Annotated in this window: 16 protein-coding genes; 8 read left to right on the top strand and 8 right to left on the bottom strand. The window is 74.3% G+C overall.

Annotated features, from left to right (window positions below; all coding sequences use genetic code 11):
• Positions 1-75 precede the first annotated feature (75 nt).
• From ACI2LY_RS06640 to ACI2LY_RS06630, 3 genes are all read left to right on the top strand, one after another.
• Positions 76-1,521, top strand: a complete 1,446-nt coding sequence (locus ACI2LY_RS06640) for a protein phosphatase 2C domain-containing protein (RefSeq protein WP_404706181.1) — start codon at positions 76-78, stop codon at positions 1,519-1,521.
• Between the two features lie 70 nt (positions 1,522-1,591).
• A complete protein-coding gene (locus ACI2LY_RS06635) occupies positions 1,592-3,334 on the top strand; it encodes a pyruvate dehydrogenase (RefSeq protein WP_404706180.1) in 1,743 nt (580 codons plus the stop codon).
• A gap of 331 nt (positions 3,335-3,665) precedes the next feature.
• Positions 3,666-4,118: an ATP-binding protein gene (locus ACI2LY_RS06630; protein ID WP_404706179.1), complete on the top strand. Its 453-nt coding sequence runs from the start codon at positions 3,666-3,668 to the stop codon at positions 4,116-4,118.
• Positions 4,119-4,209: 91 nt separating this feature from the next.
• Here ACI2LY_RS06630 and ACI2LY_RS06625 read toward each other — a convergent pair whose 3' ends face one another.
• Positions 4,210-5,244 (bottom strand): DUF2637 domain-containing protein, encoded by a 1,035-nt coding sequence (locus ACI2LY_RS06625; protein ID WP_404706178.1) that lies wholly within the window; start codon positions 5,242-5,244, stop codon positions 4,210-4,212.
• 212 nt (positions 5,245-5,456) lie between these two features.
• Entirely contained in the window at positions 5,457-6,299 is an 843-nt protein-coding gene (locus ACI2LY_RS06620; RefSeq protein ID WP_404706177.1) for a (2Fe-2S)-binding protein, read from the bottom strand.
• Between the two features lie 200 nt (positions 6,300-6,499).
• Here ACI2LY_RS06620 and ACI2LY_RS06615 point away from each other — a divergent pair, with 200 nt between their 5' ends.
• A complete protein-coding gene (locus ACI2LY_RS06615) occupies positions 6,500-7,303 on the top strand; it encodes a GntR family transcriptional regulator (protein ID WP_404706176.1) in 804 nt (267 codons plus the stop codon).
• Positions 7,304-7,309: 6 nt separating this feature from the next.
• On the opposite strand, the gene ACI2LY_RS06610 is transcribed toward ACI2LY_RS06615, so the two are convergent.
• Together ACI2LY_RS06610 and ACI2LY_RS06605 are read right to left on the bottom strand one after the other, a co-directional pair.
• A complete protein-coding gene (locus tag ACI2LY_RS06610; RefSeq protein ID WP_389002451.1) occupies positions 7,310-8,077 on the bottom strand; it encodes a hypothetical protein in 768 nt (255 codons plus the stop codon).
• 235 nt (positions 8,078-8,312) lie between these two features.
• The gene (locus ACI2LY_RS06605) at positions 8,313-9,986 is read right to left on the bottom strand and encodes a PucR family transcriptional regulator (RefSeq protein ID WP_404706175.1); all 1,674 of its coding nucleotides are present in this window, start codon (positions 9,984-9,986) and stop codon (positions 8,313-8,315) included.
• Between the two features lie 282 nt (positions 9,987-10,268).
• Between ACI2LY_RS06605 and ACI2LY_RS06600 the strand changes: the two genes are divergently transcribed.
• From ACI2LY_RS06600 to ACI2LY_RS06585, 4 genes are read left to right on the top strand one after another with little or no spacing between them, the layout of a single operon-like run.
• The gene (locus ACI2LY_RS06600) at positions 10,269-11,162 is read left to right on the top strand and encodes an FAD binding domain-containing protein (protein ID WP_404706174.1); all 894 of its coding nucleotides are present in this window, start codon (positions 10,269-10,271) and stop codon (positions 11,160-11,162) included.
• Entirely contained in the window at positions 11,162-11,713 is a 552-nt protein-coding gene (locus ACI2LY_RS06595; RefSeq protein ID WP_404706173.1) for a (2Fe-2S)-binding protein, read from the top strand. The genes ACI2LY_RS06600 and ACI2LY_RS06595 overlap by 1 nt, the downstream gene beginning before the upstream one ends.
• 1 nt (position 11,714) lies before the next feature.
• The gene (locus ACI2LY_RS06590; RefSeq protein ID WP_404706172.1) at positions 11,715-14,108 is read left to right on the top strand and encodes a xanthine dehydrogenase family protein molybdopterin-binding subunit; all 2,394 of its coding nucleotides are present in this window, start codon (positions 11,715-11,717) and stop codon (positions 14,106-14,108) included.
• Between the two features lie 25 nt (positions 14,109-14,133).
• Entirely contained in the window at positions 14,134-15,273 is a 1,140-nt protein-coding gene (locus ACI2LY_RS06585) for an XdhC family protein (protein ID WP_404706171.1), read from the top strand.
• Between the two features lie 31 nt (positions 15,274-15,304).
• On the opposite strand, the gene ACI2LY_RS06580 is transcribed toward ACI2LY_RS06585, so the two are convergent.
• From ACI2LY_RS06580 to ACI2LY_RS06565, 4 genes are all read right to left on the bottom strand, one after another.
• The gene (locus ACI2LY_RS06580; RefSeq protein ID WP_389002434.1) at positions 15,305-15,745 is read right to left on the bottom strand and encodes an SRPBCC family protein; all 441 of its coding nucleotides are present in this window, start codon (positions 15,743-15,745) and stop codon (positions 15,305-15,307) included.
• Positions 15,746-15,978: 233 nt separating this feature from the next.
• A complete protein-coding gene (locus ACI2LY_RS06575) occupies positions 15,979-16,770 on the bottom strand; it encodes a S1 family peptidase (RefSeq protein ID WP_404706170.1) in 792 nt (263 codons plus the stop codon).
• 235 nt (positions 16,771-17,005) lie between these two features.
• Positions 17,006-19,843: an ATP-binding protein gene (locus tag ACI2LY_RS06570; protein WP_404706169.1), complete on the bottom strand. Its 2,838-nt coding sequence runs from the start codon at positions 19,841-19,843 to the stop codon at positions 17,006-17,008.
• 185 nt (positions 19,844-20,028) lie between these two features.
• A complete protein-coding gene (locus tag ACI2LY_RS06565; protein ID WP_404706168.1) occupies positions 20,029-20,862 on the bottom strand; it encodes a LuxR C-terminal-related transcriptional regulator in 834 nt (277 codons plus the stop codon).
• Positions 20,863-20,899: the final 37 nt, after the last annotated feature.

The raw sequence follows: 20,899 nt of genomic DNA, 5'->3' as shown, positions 1-20,899 counted from the left end.
GATGCGCTGGGCGAGGAGGGCCGGATTTTGCCGATGCCCCGTTTCCGCGCCGCCCGCGTGGTGACAATTACCGGCATGAGTCAGCAGGGGGGCGGGCCCACTCGCCAGGACGACGACTGGTGGGGGCAGCTCTACGCCGAAACGGCCGACGACACGGGTCCCGCACCGGCCCCGGATTCCCTGGACGACCGCTACGCCTCGGCGAAACGGGCGACGGTGACCGGACAGGGGAGCGAGCAGCCGGGGCAACCGGAGAGAGGTCCCGGCGGGCCGCCCGAGCAGGAGACGACCGCACCCCCGCCCCCCAGAGCCGAGCCGCCACCGCTCCCGGCCCAGCGGGCCGGTGACGCCGGTGATGCCGGTGACCAGGTCCGGGACACCCCACCCCTCCCCGCCCAGCGGGCCGGTGAGCAGACGCCCCCCGACGCCCCGGCCGCGCGCCCCCCGGCCGTCCCGCCCATGCCGGGCTGGCCCGGACCCGCACCCGAACCGGCGGCGAGCCCCGCCGACGGCACCCCCCGAGGCCCCGTCGTCACCGGCGTCGCCCACTTCACGCCGACCGCGCCTCCCACCCTCGACTGGGTCGGCCCCCGGCCCCCCACCTACGCCCCCGAACCGACCGCGCTGCCCGCCGCCGACCCCGACCAGCTCGGCGAGCTGGTGTCCGACACCGTGCTGGAGGGCGCCCGGTACGGAGCCTGCACCCTGCGGGCCGTCTCGCTGCGCGGGGACTCCGCGCGCTACCGGGGCGAGGCACGCCGCGACGCCCTGCTCACCGCACGCTTCGGCGCGGGCGAACAGGCCCTCGTCCTCGTGGCCATGGCCACCGGAGCGCGGGCGGTGCCCGACGCGCACCGGGTCGCCGCCGAGGCGTGCCGGTGGATCGGACAGGCGGTGGGGCGCAGCCACGAACGGCTGGTGGAGGATCTGCGGGCCGGGCGGCGCGGCGACCTCAAGTCCGGGCTGAACCGGCTCACCGACCGCACCCTCGGCAAGCTCCGCGCCGCCTCCGGGGAACCCACCGTGAGCCTGCGCTGCCTGCTGCTGCCCGCCGACCCCGACTGCCGCACCCGTGTGTTCTTCGGCGCGGGGGAGGGCGGGCTGTTCCGGCTGCGGGACGGGGAGTGGCGGGACATCGAGCCGGGCGCACCGGGCGGACCGGGGGAGGGCACCGCCCCGTCCGGCGCCCTGCCCGCCGAGACCCCGGACGGCGACCGCCTCACCCTGGACCTCGGCATCCCGGTCCCGCCGAGCCCGTACGAGCCCGTCGTCGCGCCCGCCGAGCCGCCGCAGGTGCCGTTCCGGTTCCGGGCCGCCATAGCCCGGCCGGGTGACGTGCTGATGATGTGCACCTCCGGCCTCGCGGAGCCGCTGCGCGGGGAGGCGGCCCTGCGCGCGTTCCTCGGCCGCCGCTGGTCGCGCGCCGCCGCGCCCGGCCTCGCGGCGTTCCTCGGGGACACCCAGACCCGGGTGAAGGGGTACGCCGACGACCGTACGGCCGCCGCCGTTTGGGAGGCGTGATCGGGCCCCCTGTGACTTGATGGGACGGCAGAGGCGTATTTCCGGGACCGCGAAGGGGCAGACGACCGCCATGGCCAAACAGAACGTCGCCGAGCAGTTCGTCGACATCCTCGCCCGCGCCGGGGTGCGCCGTATGTACGGCGTCGTCGGGGACAGCCTCAACCCGGTCGTGGACGCCGTGCGCCGCAACGCCGCGATCGACTGGGTGCATGTGCGGCACGAGGAGGTCGCCGCCTTCGCGGCCGGTGCCGAGGCCCAGATCACCGGCAAGCTGACCGCCTGCGCGGGCTCCTGCGGCCCCGGCAACCTGCACCTCATCAACGGCCTCTACGACGCCCACCGCTCCATGGCGCCCGTGCTGGCGCTGGCCTCCCACATCCCGTCCAGCGAGATCGGCCTCTCCTACTTCCAGGCGACCCACCCGGAGCGGCTGTTCGAGGAGTGCAGCCACTACAGCGAGATGATCTCCAACCCGCAGCAGATGCCCCGGCTGCTGCAGACCGCCATCCAGCACGCGATCGGGCAGCGCGGGGTCAGCGTCGTCACCCTGCCCGGTGACGTGGCCGACCAGCCCGCCCCGGACCAGTCCTTCGAGAGCGCCCTGGTCACCTCCCGGCCCACGATCCGCCCCGGCGACGCCGAGATCGACCGCCTGGTGGAGCTGATCGACCAGGCCGACAAGGTCACCCTGTTCTGCGGCGCGGGCACGGCGGGCGCGCACGCCGAGGTGATGGAGTTCGCGGGCCGCGTCAAGTCCCCGGTGGGCCACGCCCTGCGCGGCAAGGAGTACATCCAGTACGACAATCCGTACGACGTCGGCATGAGCGGGCTGCTCGGCTACGGTGCCGCCTACGAGGCCACCCACGAGTGCGAGCTGCTGATCCTGGTCGGCACCGACTTCCCGTACAACGCGTTCCTGCCCGACGACGTGAAGATCGCGCAGATCGACGTACGGCCCGAGGTCATCGGTCGGCGCTCCCGGCTGGACCTCGCGGTGTGGGGCGATGTGCGCGAGACGCTGCGCTGTCTGATTCCCCGGGTGCGGGAGAAGACGGACCGCCGCTTCCTGGACAAGATGCTGAAGAAACACGCCGACGCGCTGGAGGGCGTGGTCAAGGCGTACACCCGCAAGGTGGACAAGCATGTCCCGATCCACCCCGAGTACGTGGCGTCCGTGCTGGACGAGTTGGCCGACGACGACGCGATCTTCACCATCGACACCGGCATGAACAACGTCTGGGGCGCGCGCTACATCTCGCCCAACGGCCGCCGCCGGATCATCGGTTCGTTCTCGCACGGCTCGATGGCGAACGCGATGCCCATGGCCATCGGCGCCCAGTTCGTGGACCGGGACCGGCAGGTCGTCGCCATGGCCGGGGACGGCGGATTCACCATGCTGATGGGGGACTTCCTGACGCTGGTGCAGCAGGACCTGCCGGTGAAGATCGTGCTGTTCAACAACTCCGCGCTCGGCATGGTCGAGTTGGAGATGCTGGTCGCGGGCCTGCCCTCGTACGGCACCACCGACGTCAACCCCGACTTCGCCGAAGTCGCCCGCGCCTGCGGTGCCTTCGGGGTGCGAGTGGAGAAGCCCAAGCAGCTGGCCGGTGCGCTCAAGGACGCCTTCAAGCACAAGGGCCCCGCCCTGGTGGACGTCGTCACCGACCCCAACGCCCTCTCGATCCCGCCGAAGATCAAGGCCGACATGGTCACCGGGTTCGCGCTGTCCGCGTCGAAGATCGTGCTGGACGGCGGCGTCGGCCGGATGCTGCAGCTGGCCCGCTCCAACCTCCGTAACGTGCCCCGGCCCTGAACTCGCCCTCAGGAACGGTGATTTCCGGTCAGTTTCACCGCGTGTGACCGATTGGGGGCACTGGGTGGCCGCGTGGGTCCGCAGGAGCCGTCAGATGGCTCCTGCGGCGTCTTTCGGCCGCCGCGGCGCTTTCGGTGCGGGTCCCCGGACACCCGGTGGGCGGCCCGTGCGCCCGCCCCGCGTGGCCGAACAACCGGCGGTCGGGCGGCGGTCATGACTGGCCCCTGGCCCACTGGGCAACCATCCGTCGTGGACGCGGTCGACCAGGAGAGGGAGGGCCGGCGACGTGTGGGCGGGGGTCATGACGAGGCAGGCGCGAAGAGGCGGTCCCATGGCAGTGGGGGCTTCCCCGGCGGACACCGGAGACACGGACGACGGCGACACGGGCGGCACGCGTGAGGCGCAGCGGCTCAGACGGGAACTGACACGCGCCGACCTCGCGGCGGTGCCCGAGGCGCGCCGCGAACTGCGCGCCCTGCTGCGACACTGGGACCGGCCCGACCGGACCGGCGTGGCGGAACTGCTCACCAGCGAACTCGTCACCAACGCCCTGGTCCACACCGACGACGACGCGATCCTCACCGCCGTCGTCTCCCCACGCGGACTGCGCGTGGAGGTACGGGACTTCGTGGCCCGCGGCCCACTGATGCGCACCCCCGAACCGGACGAGGACACCAACGGCCGGGGCCTGATCCTGGTGCAGTCCCTCGCGGACGCCTGGGGGGTACGGGCGCACGCGGTGGGCAAGTCGGTGTGGTTCGAACTGGGCGCCGAGGCGGCGTAGGCGGATACGGCGACGGGGCGGGGGCGCGGTCCATCGGAACCGCACTCCCGCCCCGTCGCCGCCGCTGCGCTCAACGTCGCCGCTGCCGTGCTCAACCGAACTGCTGCTCAAGGTCCTTCAGCTTGCGCTCCAGCGAGTCGAGCCGGGGCAGGGCCATCGTGTCGTCCTCCGCGGTGAGGTCGACGGTGACCGGTTCGCCGCCCTTGCGGACCGCCTGGAGCGACGGCCGCGAGCGGGGGACCGGCTTGTCCGCCGCCCCTATGGCAGGCTCCCCGGTCGCCGGGGCCCGGTCCATCTGGACCTCCACCGTCCGTGCGGGCGTCCGCCCGACGACACCACGGGCGCCTCGGGTGAGCGCCTTCAACTGGGCGCGCTCCACCCGCTGCTGGTCGCGCCGACGCTGCCGGGCCTCGTTCTTCTCCCGCTTGTCGTCGCGCACCTCCTCGACCGCCTCGTCCAGGCTGCGCACACCCTCCAGGAGCATGAGCGACCAGGCCCCGTACGTCTCGCGGGGCGCCCGTACCCAGCGGACGATACGGATCTGGGGCAGCGGACGCGGCACCAGACCCTGTTCACGCAGGGCGGCCCGGCGGGTCTGCTTCAGCGCGCGGTCGAACAGCACCGCGGCCGACAGCGACATGCCGGAGAAGAACTGCGGCGCCCCGTCGTGGCCCATCCCCCTGGGCGCGTGCACCCAGTTGAACCAGGCCGCGGCCGCGGCGAACATCCACACCAGCATCCGGGACCCCAGGGCGGCGTCGCCATGGCTGGCCTCGCGCACGGCGAGGACCGAGCAGAACATGGCCGCCCCGTCCAGGCCGAACGGCACCAGGTACTGCCAGCCGTCGGTGAGCCCGAGGTTCTGCTCGCCGAAGCCGACCAGTCCGTGGAAGGAGAGGGCCGCCGCGACCGCCGCGCAGCAGAACAGCAGGACGTACGAGGCGGTTCCGTAGACGGCTTCCTTGCGCCTGCGGCGCTCCTCGCTGCGTTCCCAGGAGTCGTCGGAGCCCGCCTTCTCCCCGGAGTTGCGCTTGCCGCGCGCGAGCACCGCGATCGCCACCGGCACGCCCAGGAGCAGCACGGCGCCCGGAAGCAGCCAGTTCAGCGATATGTCGGTCATTCGCATCAGGGGTCCCTTGCCTTGGAAGAGGGCGCCTTGGGATAGGGCGTATCGCCCGTCATAGTGACCCATTCCCGGCGCCCCGCCGGGGATTTCGAGGCAACGGTCCTTCAAAGGGGCGCGAGGGCGGTGTGATGGCGCCGCTCTGCTCGAACTTTGTGCTGCGAACGGGCTGTTGAGTTCGATTTACGCCGCTCGAACGAGTGGCTCCGCCGGGCTCAGGCCGCCGCGGTGGCGGTCAGCTTGGCGATCCGGTCGCTGTCGCAGGTGCGCGGGCAGGTGGCGCAGGTGTCCTCGGGGCGCAGCGTGTAGAACATGCAGCAGCTGACCCGGTCACGGGTGGACAGCGGCTCACCGGCCGGGCCGGTCAGCTCACGGAACGCGGCCGAGCCCGCGTACGGGCGGGTGGTGCCCGGCAGCAGCAGCTCCAGCTCGCGCATCGCGCGGCCCTCCTCGCCCTCGCCGAGCAGGGAGGCGAGGTACCACAGGCCCTCGACGATCTCGTCCGTCGCCATCCCCCACAGCGCGCGGCCGCGCCGCCGCATGCGGGGGCCGAAGCCGCCCAGCACCGGCTCCAGGTGCTCGGCGACGGCCGCGCGCACCTCGGCGCGCAGCGCCTCCTCGTCGGCCACCACGACCGCCTCGGGCAGCCCGGCCGCCGGGTCGTCCGGCAGACAGGCGAAGGTGCCCGGCCGTACGGTCATCCGGCCCTCGGTGCGGTGGTACGCGACGTGGGCCGCGGGCAGCCGGGGGACCCGGCGGTGCAGGAACCAGGGGACGGTGATGAGGAGGCAGGCGGGCCAGGCGTAGCGGTGCAGGCCGAAGCCGGCGATGACGTCCGGGCGGGCGTGCTGCCCGTAGTCCCGCAGCACCTGGGCGTCGTCCCAGGCGAGGAAGGAGTCGAGCTGGGCGCCGCCCGCCGCGAGCCCGTCGGCGGTCACCCAGCCGTCGCCCACGGGCAGGGGGTGCGCCGGGTTCTCCGTGACCGTCACGCTCAGGCCCGGATAGACCTCACCGAGCCGGGCGTACGCTGCGGTGAGCGGCGAGGCCGTAGCGAGCATGGCGGGACCACCGATCCTTCGAACACGGGGGCGGGCTTGGAGGTAAGGCTAACCTTACCGGTCTTTCCGGGAATTTGAAGTGCCGCCTCCTGCGCCTAAGGTGCTTGACGGACATGTGACGGTCCGTCGTCCGTGTCGGGGCCCGGCCCCAGGGCGGGGCGCCCCGAAGCCCCGGCCGCCGACCAGCCCGAGGAGGACCCGTGAAGCAGGGCCTGCAGGACGTCTCCGGGACGGGGCTGCCCTGGCACGCCGCGCAGCCCGCCGCCCCGCGGGTACCGGACCGGTCCGGCGCCGCCGAGGCCCGCGAACGGGCCGACGGCACCCCTGGCGTACGGGGTGAGCACACGCACAGCGAGCCGCCGCTGCCCCGGCCGCGCGCGGTGGTGCAGCGGGCCTCGGTGCGCGGGCAGATCCTCGACGCGCTGCGCTCCGCGCTGACCACCGGCGAACTGTGCCCCGGCGAGGTCTACTCGGCACCGGTGCTCGGCGACCGCTTCGGGGTCTCCGCCACCCCGGTCCGCGAGGCCATGCAGCAGCTCGCGCTGGAGGGCGCCGTCGAGGTCGTCCCCAACCGGGGCTTCCGGGTCGTGCGGCGCGGCGCCCGCGAGCTGGCCGAGCTGGCGGAGGTACGGGCCCTGCTCGAGGTCCCCGTCCTGCTGCGCCTTGCGGGTTCCGTCCCGGCCGCCCGCTTCGCCGAGCTGCGCCCGCTCGCCGAGGACACGGCCCGCGCGGCCGCCTCCGGCTGTCCGGCCCGCTACGCCGAGGCCGACCGCGCCTTCCACCGCGCCCTCCTCGCCCTCGCGGGCAACGAACAGCTCCTCCGCATCGCGGAAGACCTCCACCGCCGCGCCCAGTGGCCCCTGGTGGACACCCCGCCCCGCCAGCACCGCGCCGTCCTCCTTCGCGACGCCGCCCAACACACCGCCCTCCTGGACGCGTTGGCCTCCGGCGAACTGGACGCGGTGACGGGCCTCGTGACGGAGCACTTCGCGCGGCGCGACTAGCCGCCCTCAGGCCGTCGCCGCCCCCGGTTCCGGTGGGGCGAGGTGTTGCGCGAGCCAGGTGGGGACTCCGCCCAGGAGGCGGAAGAGGCGGCGGGCCTCTTCGCGGAGCCGGGAGGCTTCCGGTTCGGGTTCGGTCTCCGCGAGGGAGACCAGGGCGGGGGCCGTGCCCACCAGGTAGCCCAGCTCCTCGCGCAGCCGGAGGGACTCGGCGAAGCCGTGCCGGGCCTCGGCCAACTCGCCCTCGCGCAGGGCCACTCCGGCAAGATGACGCCAGGTGAAGGAGAGCAGGAGCGGGTCGGCCTGCGCGGTGGCGCCCGCGTGGGCCCGGCGGTAGGCGGCGCGGGCGGCCTGCGGGGCGTCGGCCAGGTTCTCGGCGAGCAGACCCCGGCGGAAGTCCAGCAGGGCCCGCCCCGGCGCCCCCGGCGGTATTAGCGCCGCCGCCCGGCCCAGCGCGGCCCGCGCCTCGTCCACCCGGTCCCGTACGCCGTGCAGCGTGGAGGCGTAGGCGAGCTGGCCGCGCTCGCAGGCGGCCGCGCCGCGCTCCTCGTCGCTGTGCGCCCGCGCCTCGGCGGTGCGCAGCGCGTCCTCGGCCGCCTCCCAGCCCCGCTCGGTGTACAGGCACCGCTCCACCAGCAGGGTGGCCCGCTGGAGCGTGGCCGCCGGGGTGTCCGTGGGCAGGAGGGCCGCCGCGTCGGCCCAGCAGGCCCGTGAGCGCAGCCGCCACACCGCGGTCTGGAGCGGATCGTCACCGGCGGTCGTTCCGTTACCAGACATGGCGGGATGCGCCACGTTGCCCTCCCCGAGCACGCCATCGAGCTGTTGAGTGGTGGCGTGCATTCCAGCACCGATCACCGGGCCGGGCCAAGAGGGTGGGTGAAACTTTTCACAAAGTTGCGGAGGGGTGGCCGATCGGCCGCCGGGTGGCGCCGGAAGATCGAATTCGGTCCCGGCGCCGACCGCCGCTGATCACGGGCGTGAGAGCGCGCTCAGTACGCCCTCGGGTCCGCCCTCAGCTCATCCGCAGGGCCAGGAAGAAGTCGAGCTTGTCCTCCAGGCGGGACAGGTCGCGGCCCGTCAACTGCTCGATGCGGCCCACCCGGTAGCGCAGGGTGTTGACGTGCAGATGGAGGCGGCTCGCGCACCGGGTCCAGGAGCCGTCGCAGTCGAGGAACGCCTCCAGCGTCGGGATCAGCTCGGCCCGGTGGCGCCGGTCGTACTCGGTCAGCGGCTCCAGCAGCCGGGCGGTGAAGGCGCGGCGTACGTCGTCCGGAACGAACGGCAGCAGCAGCACGTGCGACGCCAGCTCCTGGTGCCCGGCGGCGCACACCCGGCCGGGCCGGGCCGCGGCGACCCGGCGGGCGTGCCGGGCCTCCTCCAGCGCCCCGCGCAGCCCCTCCGCCGAGTGCACGGCGGCGCTGACGCCCAGGGTGAGCCGTCCGTCGCCCTCCAGGCCCGCCGACAGCGCCTCGCGCACCGAGCGCAGCAGCGCGTCGGCGTGCAGCCCGGCCTCGGAGCCGTCGTGCTCGGCGGAGACGGCGGGCAGCGGCACCAGCGCCACGGCCTCGTCCCCGGTGTGCGCGACCGCGACCCGGTCGGCCGGTTCCGGGCCGGTGGCCAGCGGGTCGACGAGGACCTCCTCCAGCAGCGACTGCGCGACCGGCCCGCCCGCGACGGCGCCGTCCTCCCACTCGACCCGGGCCACGACCACCTGCCAGTGCGGCGCCGCCCCGAGCCCCGGCAGCAGCACGGGCGCGGCGACCCTGAGGCGCGCCGCGATCTCGGCGGGCGCCGCGCCGCTCTGCACCAGCTCCAGCACCTCCTGGGCGAGCCGACGGCGCACCGTGCGGGCGGCGTCGCGCCGGTCCCGCTCGACGGCGATCAGCTGGGTGACGCCCCGGAGCAGGTCGAGCCGCTCCTCGGGCCACTCGGCGGCGTCCGCCTCGACGGCCAGCAGCCAGTCCGACAGCACGGTCTCCCGTACGTCCGGCACCGTCTGCGGGGCGCGGCCAGAGGAGCGGACCGGGAACAGGGAGTACGTGGTGTCGTCCAGCCGTACCCGGTGCGGTCCGCGCCGCCCGGTGCGTACGGCGGCGAGGTGCTCGGCGGCGAGCCGCGCGCAGGTCTCCGGCGGCAGCGCCGGGCCCGCGACCTTGGACCCGGCGATCAGGCGCCCGGTGGGGGAGAGCACCCAGGCGCGCAGGTCGAGGTCGCTGCCCAGCAGGTCGAGGACCACGTCCGGGCCGCCGCCCGCCGGGCCGGAGGTCATCATGCGCCGGTGCCGGTCCACCACGGCGGCCAGGTCACCGGCCCGCTCGCCCGAGACCTGGCGCACCACGTGCTCGGTGATGGTGGCGAAGGCCACCGACTCGTCCACGGCCAGCAGCGGCATCCGGTGCTGGGCGCAGGCCACCACCAGGTCCTCGGGTATGTCCCCCAGCTCCGCTTCCCCGGCCGCCAGGGCGGTGACCCCGGCCTGCACCAGGAGGCGGACGAACGGCTCGGAGTCGGCGGCGTCCCGGCGCCAGGCGAGGCCGGTGAGGACCAGCTCGCCGCCGGAGAGATAGCGGCTCGGATCGCGCAGGTCGGTCGTCATGACCCCGCGCACCGTACGGTCCAGCTCGTCCTCGCCGCCGAGCAGCCGCAGCCCCAGCGCATCGGTGTCCAGCAGTGCGCGCAGCCGCATCTCGTCGCCGCCGTTCTGTGTCGAAACTTCGCTTGATCTGGATGGGTGACGGAGGCGGACCCGGCGCGGGGCGCGCGGGTCGTGCCCCGCACCTGCGGTGTCTCCTGTGTTTCCCGGGGAAAACAGAGAGGTTGCCGATGGCCTTCGTTCATACGAATCTACAAGATGACCGCCGTGGCCAGCCAACTCCTTCGGGTTTTCGGTGACTGACCCCGCCGGAACAAGGACCGGTGTACTGACCCCACGACCCCCGTGTCACCAGACGGAAGAAGAGGGCCGACCATGGACTTCCTTCGCCCCGCCGACTGGAACGAGGCGCTCGCCGCGAAGGCCGAGCACCCCACCGCCGTGCCCATCGCCGGGGGCACCGATGTGATGGTGGAGATCAACTTCGACCACCGCCGCCCCACCCACCTCCTGGACCTCACCCGCATCGGCGAGCTGACCGAGTGGGAGACCGGCGCCGACACCGTACGGCTGGGCGCCTCCGTCCCGTACGCCCGGATCATGCGGCACCTGCGCGCCGAGCTGCCCGGGCTTGCGCTCGCCGCGCACACCGTTGCCTCCCCGCAGATCCGCAACCGGGGCGGCGTCGGCGGCAACCTCGGCACCGCCTCGCCCGCCGGGGACGCCCACCCGGCGCTCCTCGCGGCCGGGGCCGAGGTCGAGGTGGAGTCGGCGGCGCGCGGCACCCGGCTCATCCCCATCGACGCCTTCTACACCGGGGTCAAGCGCAACGCCCTCCAGCCCGACGAGCTGATCCGCGCCGTCCGCATCGCCAGGGCGGACGGCCCCCAGCAGTACTCCAAGGTCGGCACCCGCAACGCCATGGTCATCGCCGTCTGCGCCTTCGGCCTCGCCCTGCATCCCGAGACCCGCACCGTCCGCACCGGCATCGGCTCCGCCGCGCCCACCCCGATCCGGGCGGAGGTCGCCGAGGAGTTCCTCAACTCGGCACTGGAGGAAGGCGGATGCTGGGAGAACGGTCAAGTCGTCCCGCCCTCCGCCGTCAAGCAGTTCGCCGCCCTGTGCGCCGCCGCCTGCAACCCCATCGACGACGTGCGCGGCACCGCCGACTACCGCCGCCACGCGATCGGCGTGCTGGCCCGCCGCACGCTGATGTGGACCTGGGAGTCGTACCGGGGCGGGCGCCGAGCCACCGAAGGAGCCGCGTGATGCGCGTCAGTCTGACCGTCAACGGACGCCCGCAGCAGGCCGACGACATCTGGGAGGGCGAGTCCCTGCTCTACGTGCTGCGCGAACGCCTCGGCCTGCCCGGCGCCAAGAACGCCTGCGAACAGGGCGAATGCGGCTCCTGCACCGTCCGCCTGGACGGCGAGCTGGCCTGCTCCTGCCTGGTCGCGGCCGGTCAGGCCGAGGGCCGCGACGTCGTCACCGTGGAGGGCCTGGCCGACCACGCCGAACGGCGCCGGACAGGCGCACCCGGTGTCGAGCTGGACGAGGCCCGCCGCTGGCAGCCGGTGCCGGGGGACGGCACCCGACTGGCGCCCATCCAGCAGGCGTTCATCGACGCGGGCGCCGTCCAGTGCGGCTTCTGCACCCCCGGTCTGCTGGTCGCCGCCGACGAACTCCTGGAGCAGAACCCGGAACCCGCCGACGCCGACATCCGCGAGGCGCTCTCCGGCAACCTGTGCCGCTGCACCGGCTACGAGAAGATCATGGACGCGGTCCGCCTGGCGGCCGCCCGGCAGGCCGAGGAGGTCTGACATGCCCGCACCCGGACCGGCAGGCGTCCCCACGAAGATCACCCAGGGTGCCGGAACCGCGGGCGGCATCGGCGAGTCCACGCTGCGCCCCGACGGCATCCTCAAGGTCACCGGCGAGTTCGCCTACTCCTCCGACCTGTGGCACGAGGACATGCTCTGGGGCCACCTGCTGCGCTCCACCGTCGCCCACGCCGAGATCGTGAGCATCGACGTCTCCGAGGCCCTCGCCCTGCCCGGCGTGCACGCCGTCCTCACCTACGACGACCTGCCCGCCGAGGTGCGCACCTACGGCCTGGAGATCCAGGACACCCCGGTCCTCGCCCACGGCAAGGTCCGCCACCACGGCGAACCCGTCGCCGTCGTCGCCGCCGACCACCCCGAGACCGCCCGCCGGGCCGCCGCCAAGATCCACGTCGAGTACCGCGAACTGCCCGTCATCACCGACGAGTTCTCCGCCACCGCCCCCGACGCCGTCCTGGTCCACGAGGGCCGCACCGACCACCACGCCCCCTACGTCGACCACCCCAACATCCTGCACCGCCAGCCCATCGTGCGCGGTGACGCGGCCGCGGCCGCCGCGGGGGCCGATGTGATCGTGCGCGGCGAGTACACCTTCGGCATGCAGGACCAGGCGTTCCTCGGCCCCGAGTCCGGGCTCGCCGTCCCCGAGGAGGACGGCGGGGTCCACCTCTACATCGCCACCCAGTGGCTCCACTCCGACCTGCGCCAGATCGCCCCCGTCCTCGGCCTGCCCGAGGACAAGGTCCGGATGACGCTGGCCGGGGTCGGCGGCGCGTTCGGCGGCCGCGAGGACCTGTCGATGCAGATCCACGCCTGCCTGCTGGCCCTGCGCACCGGCAGGCCCGTGAAGATCGTCTACGACCGTTTCGAGTCCTTCTTCGGCCATGTCCACCGCCACCCCGCCAAGCTGACCTACGAGCACGGCGCGACCCGGGACGGCCTGCTCACCCATGTGAAGTGCCGGATCGTCCTGGACGGCGGCGCCTACGCCTCCGCCTCCCCGGCCGTCGTCGGCAACGCCGCCTCCCTCGGCATCGGCCCGTACAACGTGGACGACGTCGACATCGAGGCCGTCGCCCTCTACACCAACAACCCGCCCTGCGGGGCCATGCGCGGCTTCGGCGCGGTCCAGGCGTGCTTCGCCTACGAGGCCCAGATGGACAAACTCGCGAAGGAACTCGGCCTGGACCCGGTCGAGTTCAGGCAGCGCAACGCCATGGAACAGGGCAGCACCCTGCCCACCGGGCAGGTGGTCGACTCACCCGCGCCGGTCGCCGAACTCCTGCGCCGCGTCAAGGCGATGCCCATGCCGCCCGAGCGCCAGTGGGAGTCCAGCGAGGGCGCCGACGTACGCCAGTTGCCCGGCGGTCTCTCCAACACCACGCACGGCGAAGGGGTGGTGCGCGGGGTCGGGTACGCGGTCGGCATCAAGAACGTCGGTTTCTCCGAGGGGTTCGACGACTACTCCACCGCCCGCGTCCGCATGGAGGTGGTCGCCGGGGAGCCGGTCGCCGTCGTGCACACCGCGATGGCGGAGGTCGGCCAGGGCGGTGTCACCGTGCACGCGCAGATCGCCCGCACCGAACTCGGCGTCGAGAAGGTCACCATCCAGCCCGCCGACACCCGGGTGGGCAGCGCCGGTTCGACCTCCGCGTCCCGGCAGACCTACGTCACCGGCGGCGCCGTCCGCAACGCGTGCGCGCTGGTGCGGGAGCGGGTGCTGGAGATCGGGCGCCGCAAGTTCGGTACGTACCACCCTGCTTGGGCCACCGCCGAACTCCTGCTGGAGCGCGGCAAGGTGGTCACCGACGGGGGTGAGGTGCTCGCCGATCTCGCCGACGTGCTGGAGGGGGAGAGCGTCGAGATCGAGCGGGAGTGGCGGCACCGGCCGACCCAGCCCTTCGACCGGCGCACCGGGCAGGGCAACGGCCATGTGCAGTACTCCTTCGCCGCGCACCGCGCCGTCGTCGAGGTCGACACCGAACTCGGCCTGGTCAAGGTGGTCGAGCTGGCCTGCGCCCAGGACGTCGGCAAGGCCCTCAACCCGCTCTCCGTCCTCGGCCAGATCCAGGGCGGCACCGTGCAGGGCCTCGGGGTCGCGGTGATGGAGGAGATCCTCGTGGACCCGGTGACGGCGAAGGTCCGCAACCCGTCCTTCACCGACTACCTGATCCCGACCATCCTCGACACCCCGACCATCCCGGTCGACGTCCTCGAACTCGCCGACCACCACGCCCCCTACGGCCTGCGCGGCGTCGGCGAGGCGCCCACCCTGTCCTCCACCCCGGCGGTGCTCGCCGCCATCCGCGCCGCGACCGGACTCGAGCTGAACCGCACCCCGGTCCGGCCCGAGCACCTCACCGGCACGGCATGAGAGCGATGCGTCAGGAGGCCGCCGGATGCTGGACATCGCCGAGGAACTGAACGCGTGGACCGCCGAGGGCCGGGACTTCGCGGTCGCCACCGTGGTCGCCGTCACCGGCAGCGCCCCCCGCAGCCCCGGCGCCGCCCTCGCCGTCGACGCCGAGGGCCGGGCCGTCGGCTCGGTCTCCGGGGGCTGCGTGGAGGGCGCGGTGTACGAGCTGTGCCGACAGGCCCTGGTGGACGACCGACCCGTGCTGGAGCGCTTCGGCTACGACGACGAGGACGGCCTCGGCACCGGGCTGACCTGCGGCGGAACCATCAACGTGCTGGTGGTCCCGGTCCGCGCCGACAGCCCGGCCCGCCCGCTGCTCGCCACCGCGCTGGCCGCCGCTTCCCATGGCCGGGCCGTGGCGCTCGCCCGGATCACGGCGGGCCCGCCCGACCTGCTCGGCGGCGCCCTCCTGGTCGATGACGACGGCACCCCGCACGGCGGCTTCGGCGGCCACCCGGACCTCGACCGTACGATCGCCGCCGAGGCCGCCGCCTTCCTGGACACGGGCCGCACCGGCACCGTGGAGGTGGGTGCGCGCGGCGCGCGCTGCGGCTCCCCGGTCACCGTCCTGATCGAGTCCGCCGTCCCCCCGCCCCGGATGATCGTGTTCGGCGCCGTCGACTTCGCGGCCGCGCTGGTCCGCGTCGGCAAGTTCCTCGGCCACCACGTCACGGTGTGCGACGCCCGTCCGGTGTTCACCACCCGCGCCCGGTTCCCCGAGGCCGACGAGGTCGTCGTCGACTGGCCGCACCGCTACCTGGAGCGCACCGAGACCGACGCCCGCACGGTGCTGTGCGTCCTCACCCACGACCCCAAGTTCGACGTACCGCTGCTCCGCCTCGCCCTGCGCCTGCCGGTGGCCTACGTCGGCGCGATGGGCTCCCGGCGCACCCACCTCGACCGGCTGGAGCGGCTGCGCGAGGCGGGCGTCACGGACCGCCAACTGGCCGGACTGCGCTCGCCGATCGGCCTCGACCTCGGCGCCCGCACCCCGGAGGAGACGGCCCTGTCCATCGCGGCGGAGATCGTCGCCGCCCGCCGCGGCGGCACCGGCATCTCCCTGACCGGCGCCCACACCCCGATCCACCGCGACCTCCCCGCACGGGTGGGCTCGCCCGCCTGAGGGCACCCGGAGTAGCGCGCGCGACCGCGGTTCACTCCCGCCGGAGCAGCCCGTTCACCGCGCGTCCGAACATGGACTGGGCGGCGCCCGTCACCGCGCCGTCGAAGGCGCGCGGCAGGAACGAGACGCGCAGCTCCTCCCGCCACAGCACCCGGGTCCGGCCGCCGGGCCCCGGCCGAACCTCGATCTCCGCCCAGCCGAGGACCACCCGGCCGCGCTTCTCCAGTCGGCACAGCCCCGGTTCGTCGTCCAGCGGCGGACACCACACGGTGACCTCCATCGGATCGTCGAAGACCAGCGGGCCCACGCCCGAACGGGCCAGGATGCGGGTGCCGACGCCGGTCGGCGGGGGCGTGGTCACCGTCATCCGGGTGAGCGGCACCACGTCGCCGTGCCGGGGCCAGTCGGTGAGTCGGCGCCACGCCTCGTCGAGCGAGAGCGGGACGGTGCGTTCGAGCGTGAAGAGGGACACGCCACGATCGTAGGTAATCGCCGTCCGCCACCTGGGGGTTCACCCCGGCGGGTCACCTGCCCGGCGGATGGACCGGAGTGCCACCGGCGCACGCGGGACCGCGCGCGCCCATGGGCGCGCCCCCGGGGGAAGTCCCCTGGGGGCGTTGGATAGGGAGGCGCTGCGGGCCGCTCGTGGAGGCTCGCAGCGCCCCCCTGGTCATGCACCCGAGCGTGCTCGGGAAGTCTTCCGGGTCACGAGTTGACCTGCGCGGTCACCAGGCTGGAGAAGGTGGTCAGCCGGGTGTAGACCCCCGGGTAACCGGCCTCCGCGCAGCCCTCGCCCCAGGAAGTGATCCCTGCCAGGACGCCCCCGATGATCAGGGGACCGCCGCTGTCGCCCTGGCAGGTGTCGACGCCGCCGGAGGTGAGTCCGGCGCAGACCATGTCGGACTGGACGAAGTCCGAACCGTAGGAGCTGCGGCAGCTGGAGTCGGACACGGTGGGCACCGTCGCGGTCCGTAGCTGGTTGGAGGAGCCGCCGTTCTCCGAGGTGGTGCCCCAGCCGAGGATGCGGGCCGTGGTGCCGGCCGCGTAGACACCCGTCTGGGAGGAGGAGACGTAGGACACCGGGGTGTACGGCATCGACGTCGACAGGGTCAGCACGGCCACGTCGTCGCCGCGGGTGGCGTCCGTGTAGTCCGGGTTGATCCAGATCTTGCTGACGCGGCTCACCGTGCCGTTGGTGCCGTTCAGATAGGTGCGGCCACCGACCACCCGGACGCTGCTCGTCGACTCGCCGACCATGCAGTGGGCCGCCGTGACCACCTTCTTGGCGGACACCAGGGTGCCGCCGCAGAACTGGCTGCCGGACGCGTCCGTGATCTGCATGACGTACGGGTACGCGGTCGTGGTGGTGGTCGTGCCGCCCACGATGGGCTGGGGCGCGGCGCTCGCCGTGGGGGCGGCCACGAGCGCGGTCGCCGCGGCGGCGGCGGTCGCCAGCACGGTCACGGCGGTCTTTCTGACACGTCTGAGCCCGAACATGAGTCTCCTCAGTGGGGGTTGCCGGTGGGGGTCGCGCGGGTGTGGGGGGTGGTGCACGGGACGGGGCACCCCCGACTCCGGTGGAGCGGAGAGCGGAAGGAACCCGAACCGTGTGCCCGGCGAGCGGCACGCCCCTCACGCTAGGACCCGGAACTCCCGCCTCCCAATGAGGGAACCCCCTAGGGGGTCAGGGGAGGGAAAACCCTCGGTCCGGCTCAGTTAACCGGGCGTGCCGTCACTTCGCGCGCCGACCTGCGGCCAATCGGACGATGTCCACCCGTGAGCGGATGCCCAGCTTCCGGTAGACCCGCGTCAGGGTCGCCTCCACCGTCTTCACGCTCACGAACAGCCGCGCGGCTATCTCCCGGTTGGTGGCGCCCTCCATCACCAGCGCCGCCACCTGACGCTCCATCGCGGCCAGCCCCGCCAGCGCGTCCAGCGCCTCCGGGGCGTCCGGCGCCTGAACCGGCGGCGCGGGCTCGGGCGCGGTACGGGCCTCGTCCACCTGGCGCAGCCAGGGCAGCGCCCGGCAGCGCCGGAACAGCCGGGTCGCCTCGTCGTACGCCGTGCCCCTGCGGCGGGCCCCCTCGGGGGAGCGGGCGCGCAGCTGGGCCAGGGCGAACGCGGCGCGGGCCGCCTCCAGACCGTAGCCCAGCTCGGTGAGCCGGTCCTGAGCGGACGTCAGCCGGGTCAGCGCCCCCTCCCGGTCGCCGCGCGCCGCCCGCACCACGGCCTCGGCCCGGTCCAGGACGGCGAGCACGCTCGCCCGGCCGAGCCGCTCGGCGTGCTCCCGGCTGGTGTCGATGAGGTCCTGCGCCTCGGCCGGTTCACCGATCCGGACCAGCGCCTCCGCGAGATCGCCGTGCCAGCGGCCGCGCGCCGGGTCGGTGATGCCGAGATCCTGCTCCAGACGGCGTACCCGGCGCAGCGAACGGACCGTGCCCGCCGCGTCCCCGGCCACCAGCTGGGCGTACCCGAGCGCGGCGAGCGCCCGCGACAGATACATCTGGTCGCCGTCCTGCTCGGCCTGCCGCACCGCCTCGTGGGCCAGCGCCAGCCCCCGTTCCACGTCCCCGCCGGACGCCTCGGCCAGTGAGGTCCCCATCGCGGACGCGGTCTCCCCGATCCCCGAGTCCCGCGCCAGCCGCAGCCCCTCGCGGGCCACCTCCAGGGCGCGGCCGCAGTTCCCGGCGTGCAGCTCGGTCTCCGCGAGCCCGCGCAGGAAGTGCACCTCGCTCTCCACCGAGCCGCGCCGCCGCACCTCGCCCAGCAGCGCGGTCACCGTGCCGCGCGCCTCGGCCAGCCGGTCGCCCATGATCAGCCAGCGGAACCGGGCGCTGCCCGCGCCGTTGTGATGGCAGGCCACCGAGGCGTCCTGCGGCTCGCGCAGGGCCCGCTTGATGGTGCGGGGCGCCTCCGGATGGCCCATCAGGGTCTCCGTCTGCGCCTGGAAGGCGAGCGCCAGCAGCTCGGTGCGCCGGTCGCCGCCGTGCTCGGCGAGCGCCGCCGCGTGCGCGGCCGCCGTACGGGCCTCGGTGAAGTCGCCCTGCACGATGAGCGCGCGCCAGGCCAGCTGGTAGTTGACCAGGGCCAGCAGCCGGGGGTCCTGCCCGGCGTCGGCGAGCGCCTGCGGGAAGACGGCGTCGACCTCGGCCATGGTGTGCCCGGCGGTGTCGATGACGACGATCCAGGCCCGCACCCGTTCGGCGGGCACGGCGGTACGGCTCAGCACCTCGTGCGCGATGTCCCGCGCGAGGTCGACCTCGCCCGCCGTGATCGCGTCCTCGGCGGCCGTCAGCCGCCGCTCCTCCGCGCCGGGCACGCCGTCCGCCGGGGTGCGGCGCGCGGCCAGCAGCCCCAGCTGGGCGGCGACGGAGGGCGCGCCCCGGTCGCGGGCGAGGGTCGCGGCCCCGGCGAGCCTCGCCGCCACCTCCGGATCGGTGCCGGTGGTGGCGAGCGCCAGGTGCCGGGCCCGCTCGATCGGGTCGGAGGCGGCGGTGGACAGCGCGGCGTGCGCGGCCCGCCGCTCCGGCGCGGGTGCCTCGGCGTACAGGGCGGCGGAGATCAGGGGGTGCGCGAACCGTACGGCCGGGGCCTCCGGCTCGGTGGCGAGCAGCCCGAGTTCGGCGGCCTGGGCGCACTCGGCCTCGGCGTTCTCCCGTCCGGCCGCGTGCAGCAGGGCGGGGGTGGGGCGGGCGCCCGCGCTGGCCACCAGCAGGGTGCGGCGGGCCTCCACCGAGAGCATGTCCAGCCTGCTGAGCACCAGGGCGCGCAGCGAGGTCGGCACCGGCAGCGGCTCGCCGGGCCGGGGCGGGGTCGGGCTGTCGGCGAGCGCGCGGCTCAGCTCCAGCGCGAACAGCGGGTTGCCGCCGCTGGTGCGGTGGATCTCGCGGACCGTGGACCGGGGCAGCGCGCCGTGCCCCCGGTGGTCGAGCAGCCGGGCCACCTGGGCGCGGTTGAGCGGGCCCAGCCGGACGGCGGCCGTGTCGGGCGGGCAGGCGCGCAGCTGGCGGTCGTACTCCTGGCTCTCCGGGCCCTCGGTGCGTACCGCGCACAGCAGTTGCACCGGGGTGCCCTCCAGTCTGCGGGCGGCGAAGCCGAGCAGTTCGGCGCTGGCCGGGTCCAGCCACTGGAGGTCGTCGGCGACGACCAGGACCGGGCCCCGGGCGGCGAGGGCGCGCAGCGCGGAGAGCACCGCGAGGCGCAGTGCGAGTCCGTCGCGCTGGAGGCTGGACTCGCCCCGGCCGGTGAGCGCCGACTCCAGCGCGGTCAGCTGGGCCGAGGGGAGGTGGGGCGCGATCTCGTCCAGGACCAGCCCGAGGAGGTCGGCCAGCGCGAGGAAGGGCAGATGCGATTCCGACTCGGTCGCCGAGCAGCGCAACACGGTGCGCGCGGTGGCGCCGTATTCCTCGGCCAATGCCCGCAGGAAGGTGGATTTCCCTATTCCGGCCGGGCCGTGCACCAGCACACTGCCGCCCGAGGCGAGCTGTTCCTTCGCGTCGGCGAACAGTTCCTCGCGGCCGATGAGCAGGTCGGGGCGGCATCGGGCAGGCTCCTGGAAGTCCCGTCGCACGGTTCGCCCGCTCCCCTCGTGTGTCGTGTCCGGGCCAAATTCTAGGCAACGGAGGCCGGAATTCGTCGAGAAATCGTCGTGAGGGAAATAACAGCCCGTCAAGCATCCGGAAATTCAAAGCGGGCCTATGTGAATGGCATGTTTCGGCGGCGGTTGCCGGGAGACCGGAGTGTCCGGTTCCGGCCCTAGGGGAGGACCCCGGCCCGGCGAGCCGCCGTCACCGCCTCCCCCCGGGTGTGCGCGCCCAGCTTCCGCATCGCCGCGCGCAGATAACCCTTCACCGTCTCCGGGCGCAGGCCCAGCCGGTCGGCGACCGCCGCGTTGGTCGCGCCGGTCGCCACCCAGGTCAGCACGTCCAGCTCGCGCGGCGCCAGCGCCGGGCTCCCGCCCGTGAGGGGCGCGGTCAGCAGGTCGCAGGCCGCCAGCAGTTCGGCCCGCAGCTCCGGGTCCGCGATACGCGGGGCGAGCGCCCGTAGCGCCGCGTGCGCCTCCCGTACGTGCTCCCGCCCCGCTTCCGGCTCCGGTACGGCCACCGCGGCGGGCCGGAGCGCGGCCAGCAGCCCCCGCGCCTCGTCCCGTACCGCGAGCGCCCGCTCGACCTCCCGTGCCGCCGCCACCGCCCCGTCCAGCGCCCGGTCGCCCAGCGGCTGGGCGGTGCGCAGCGCGCCGTACAGCACCCCGCGCACCCGGTGCCGCACCACCAGCGGCACCGCGCACACCGCGCGCAGGCCCTCGGCGGCCACCGGGGCGTCGTACTCGTGGCTGATCCGCCGGGAGCCGACATAGTCCGGCACCGCGCACGCCCGGCCCAGCGCCACCGCCCGGCCGCCCAGCCCGGTACCGGAGGTGACCACCAGCGAACGCAGCGCGCCGGTCGCGGTGCCGCTCAGCTCGCTGATCCGGATCTGCGCCGCGCCGGGGCCGACCACTCCGCCGAACGCGACCGGCAGTCCCGTCGCACGCCGCAGCCCCGCCAGCGCACCCCGAATCTCCGCCGTCGCCACGGCATCTGCTGCCACCTTCTCGCTCCTTCGTGCCGCCACCCCCGTTCGGGGG

The sequence above is a fragment of the Streptomyces sp. NPDC002176 genome, from assembly GCF_044903645.1.
Lineage (GTDB): Bacteria > Actinomycetota > Actinomycetes > Streptomycetales > Streptomycetaceae > Streptomyces.
Note: the sequence above shows the minus strand (reverse complement) of the source record. Positions and strands in the feature narration are given on the sequence as shown.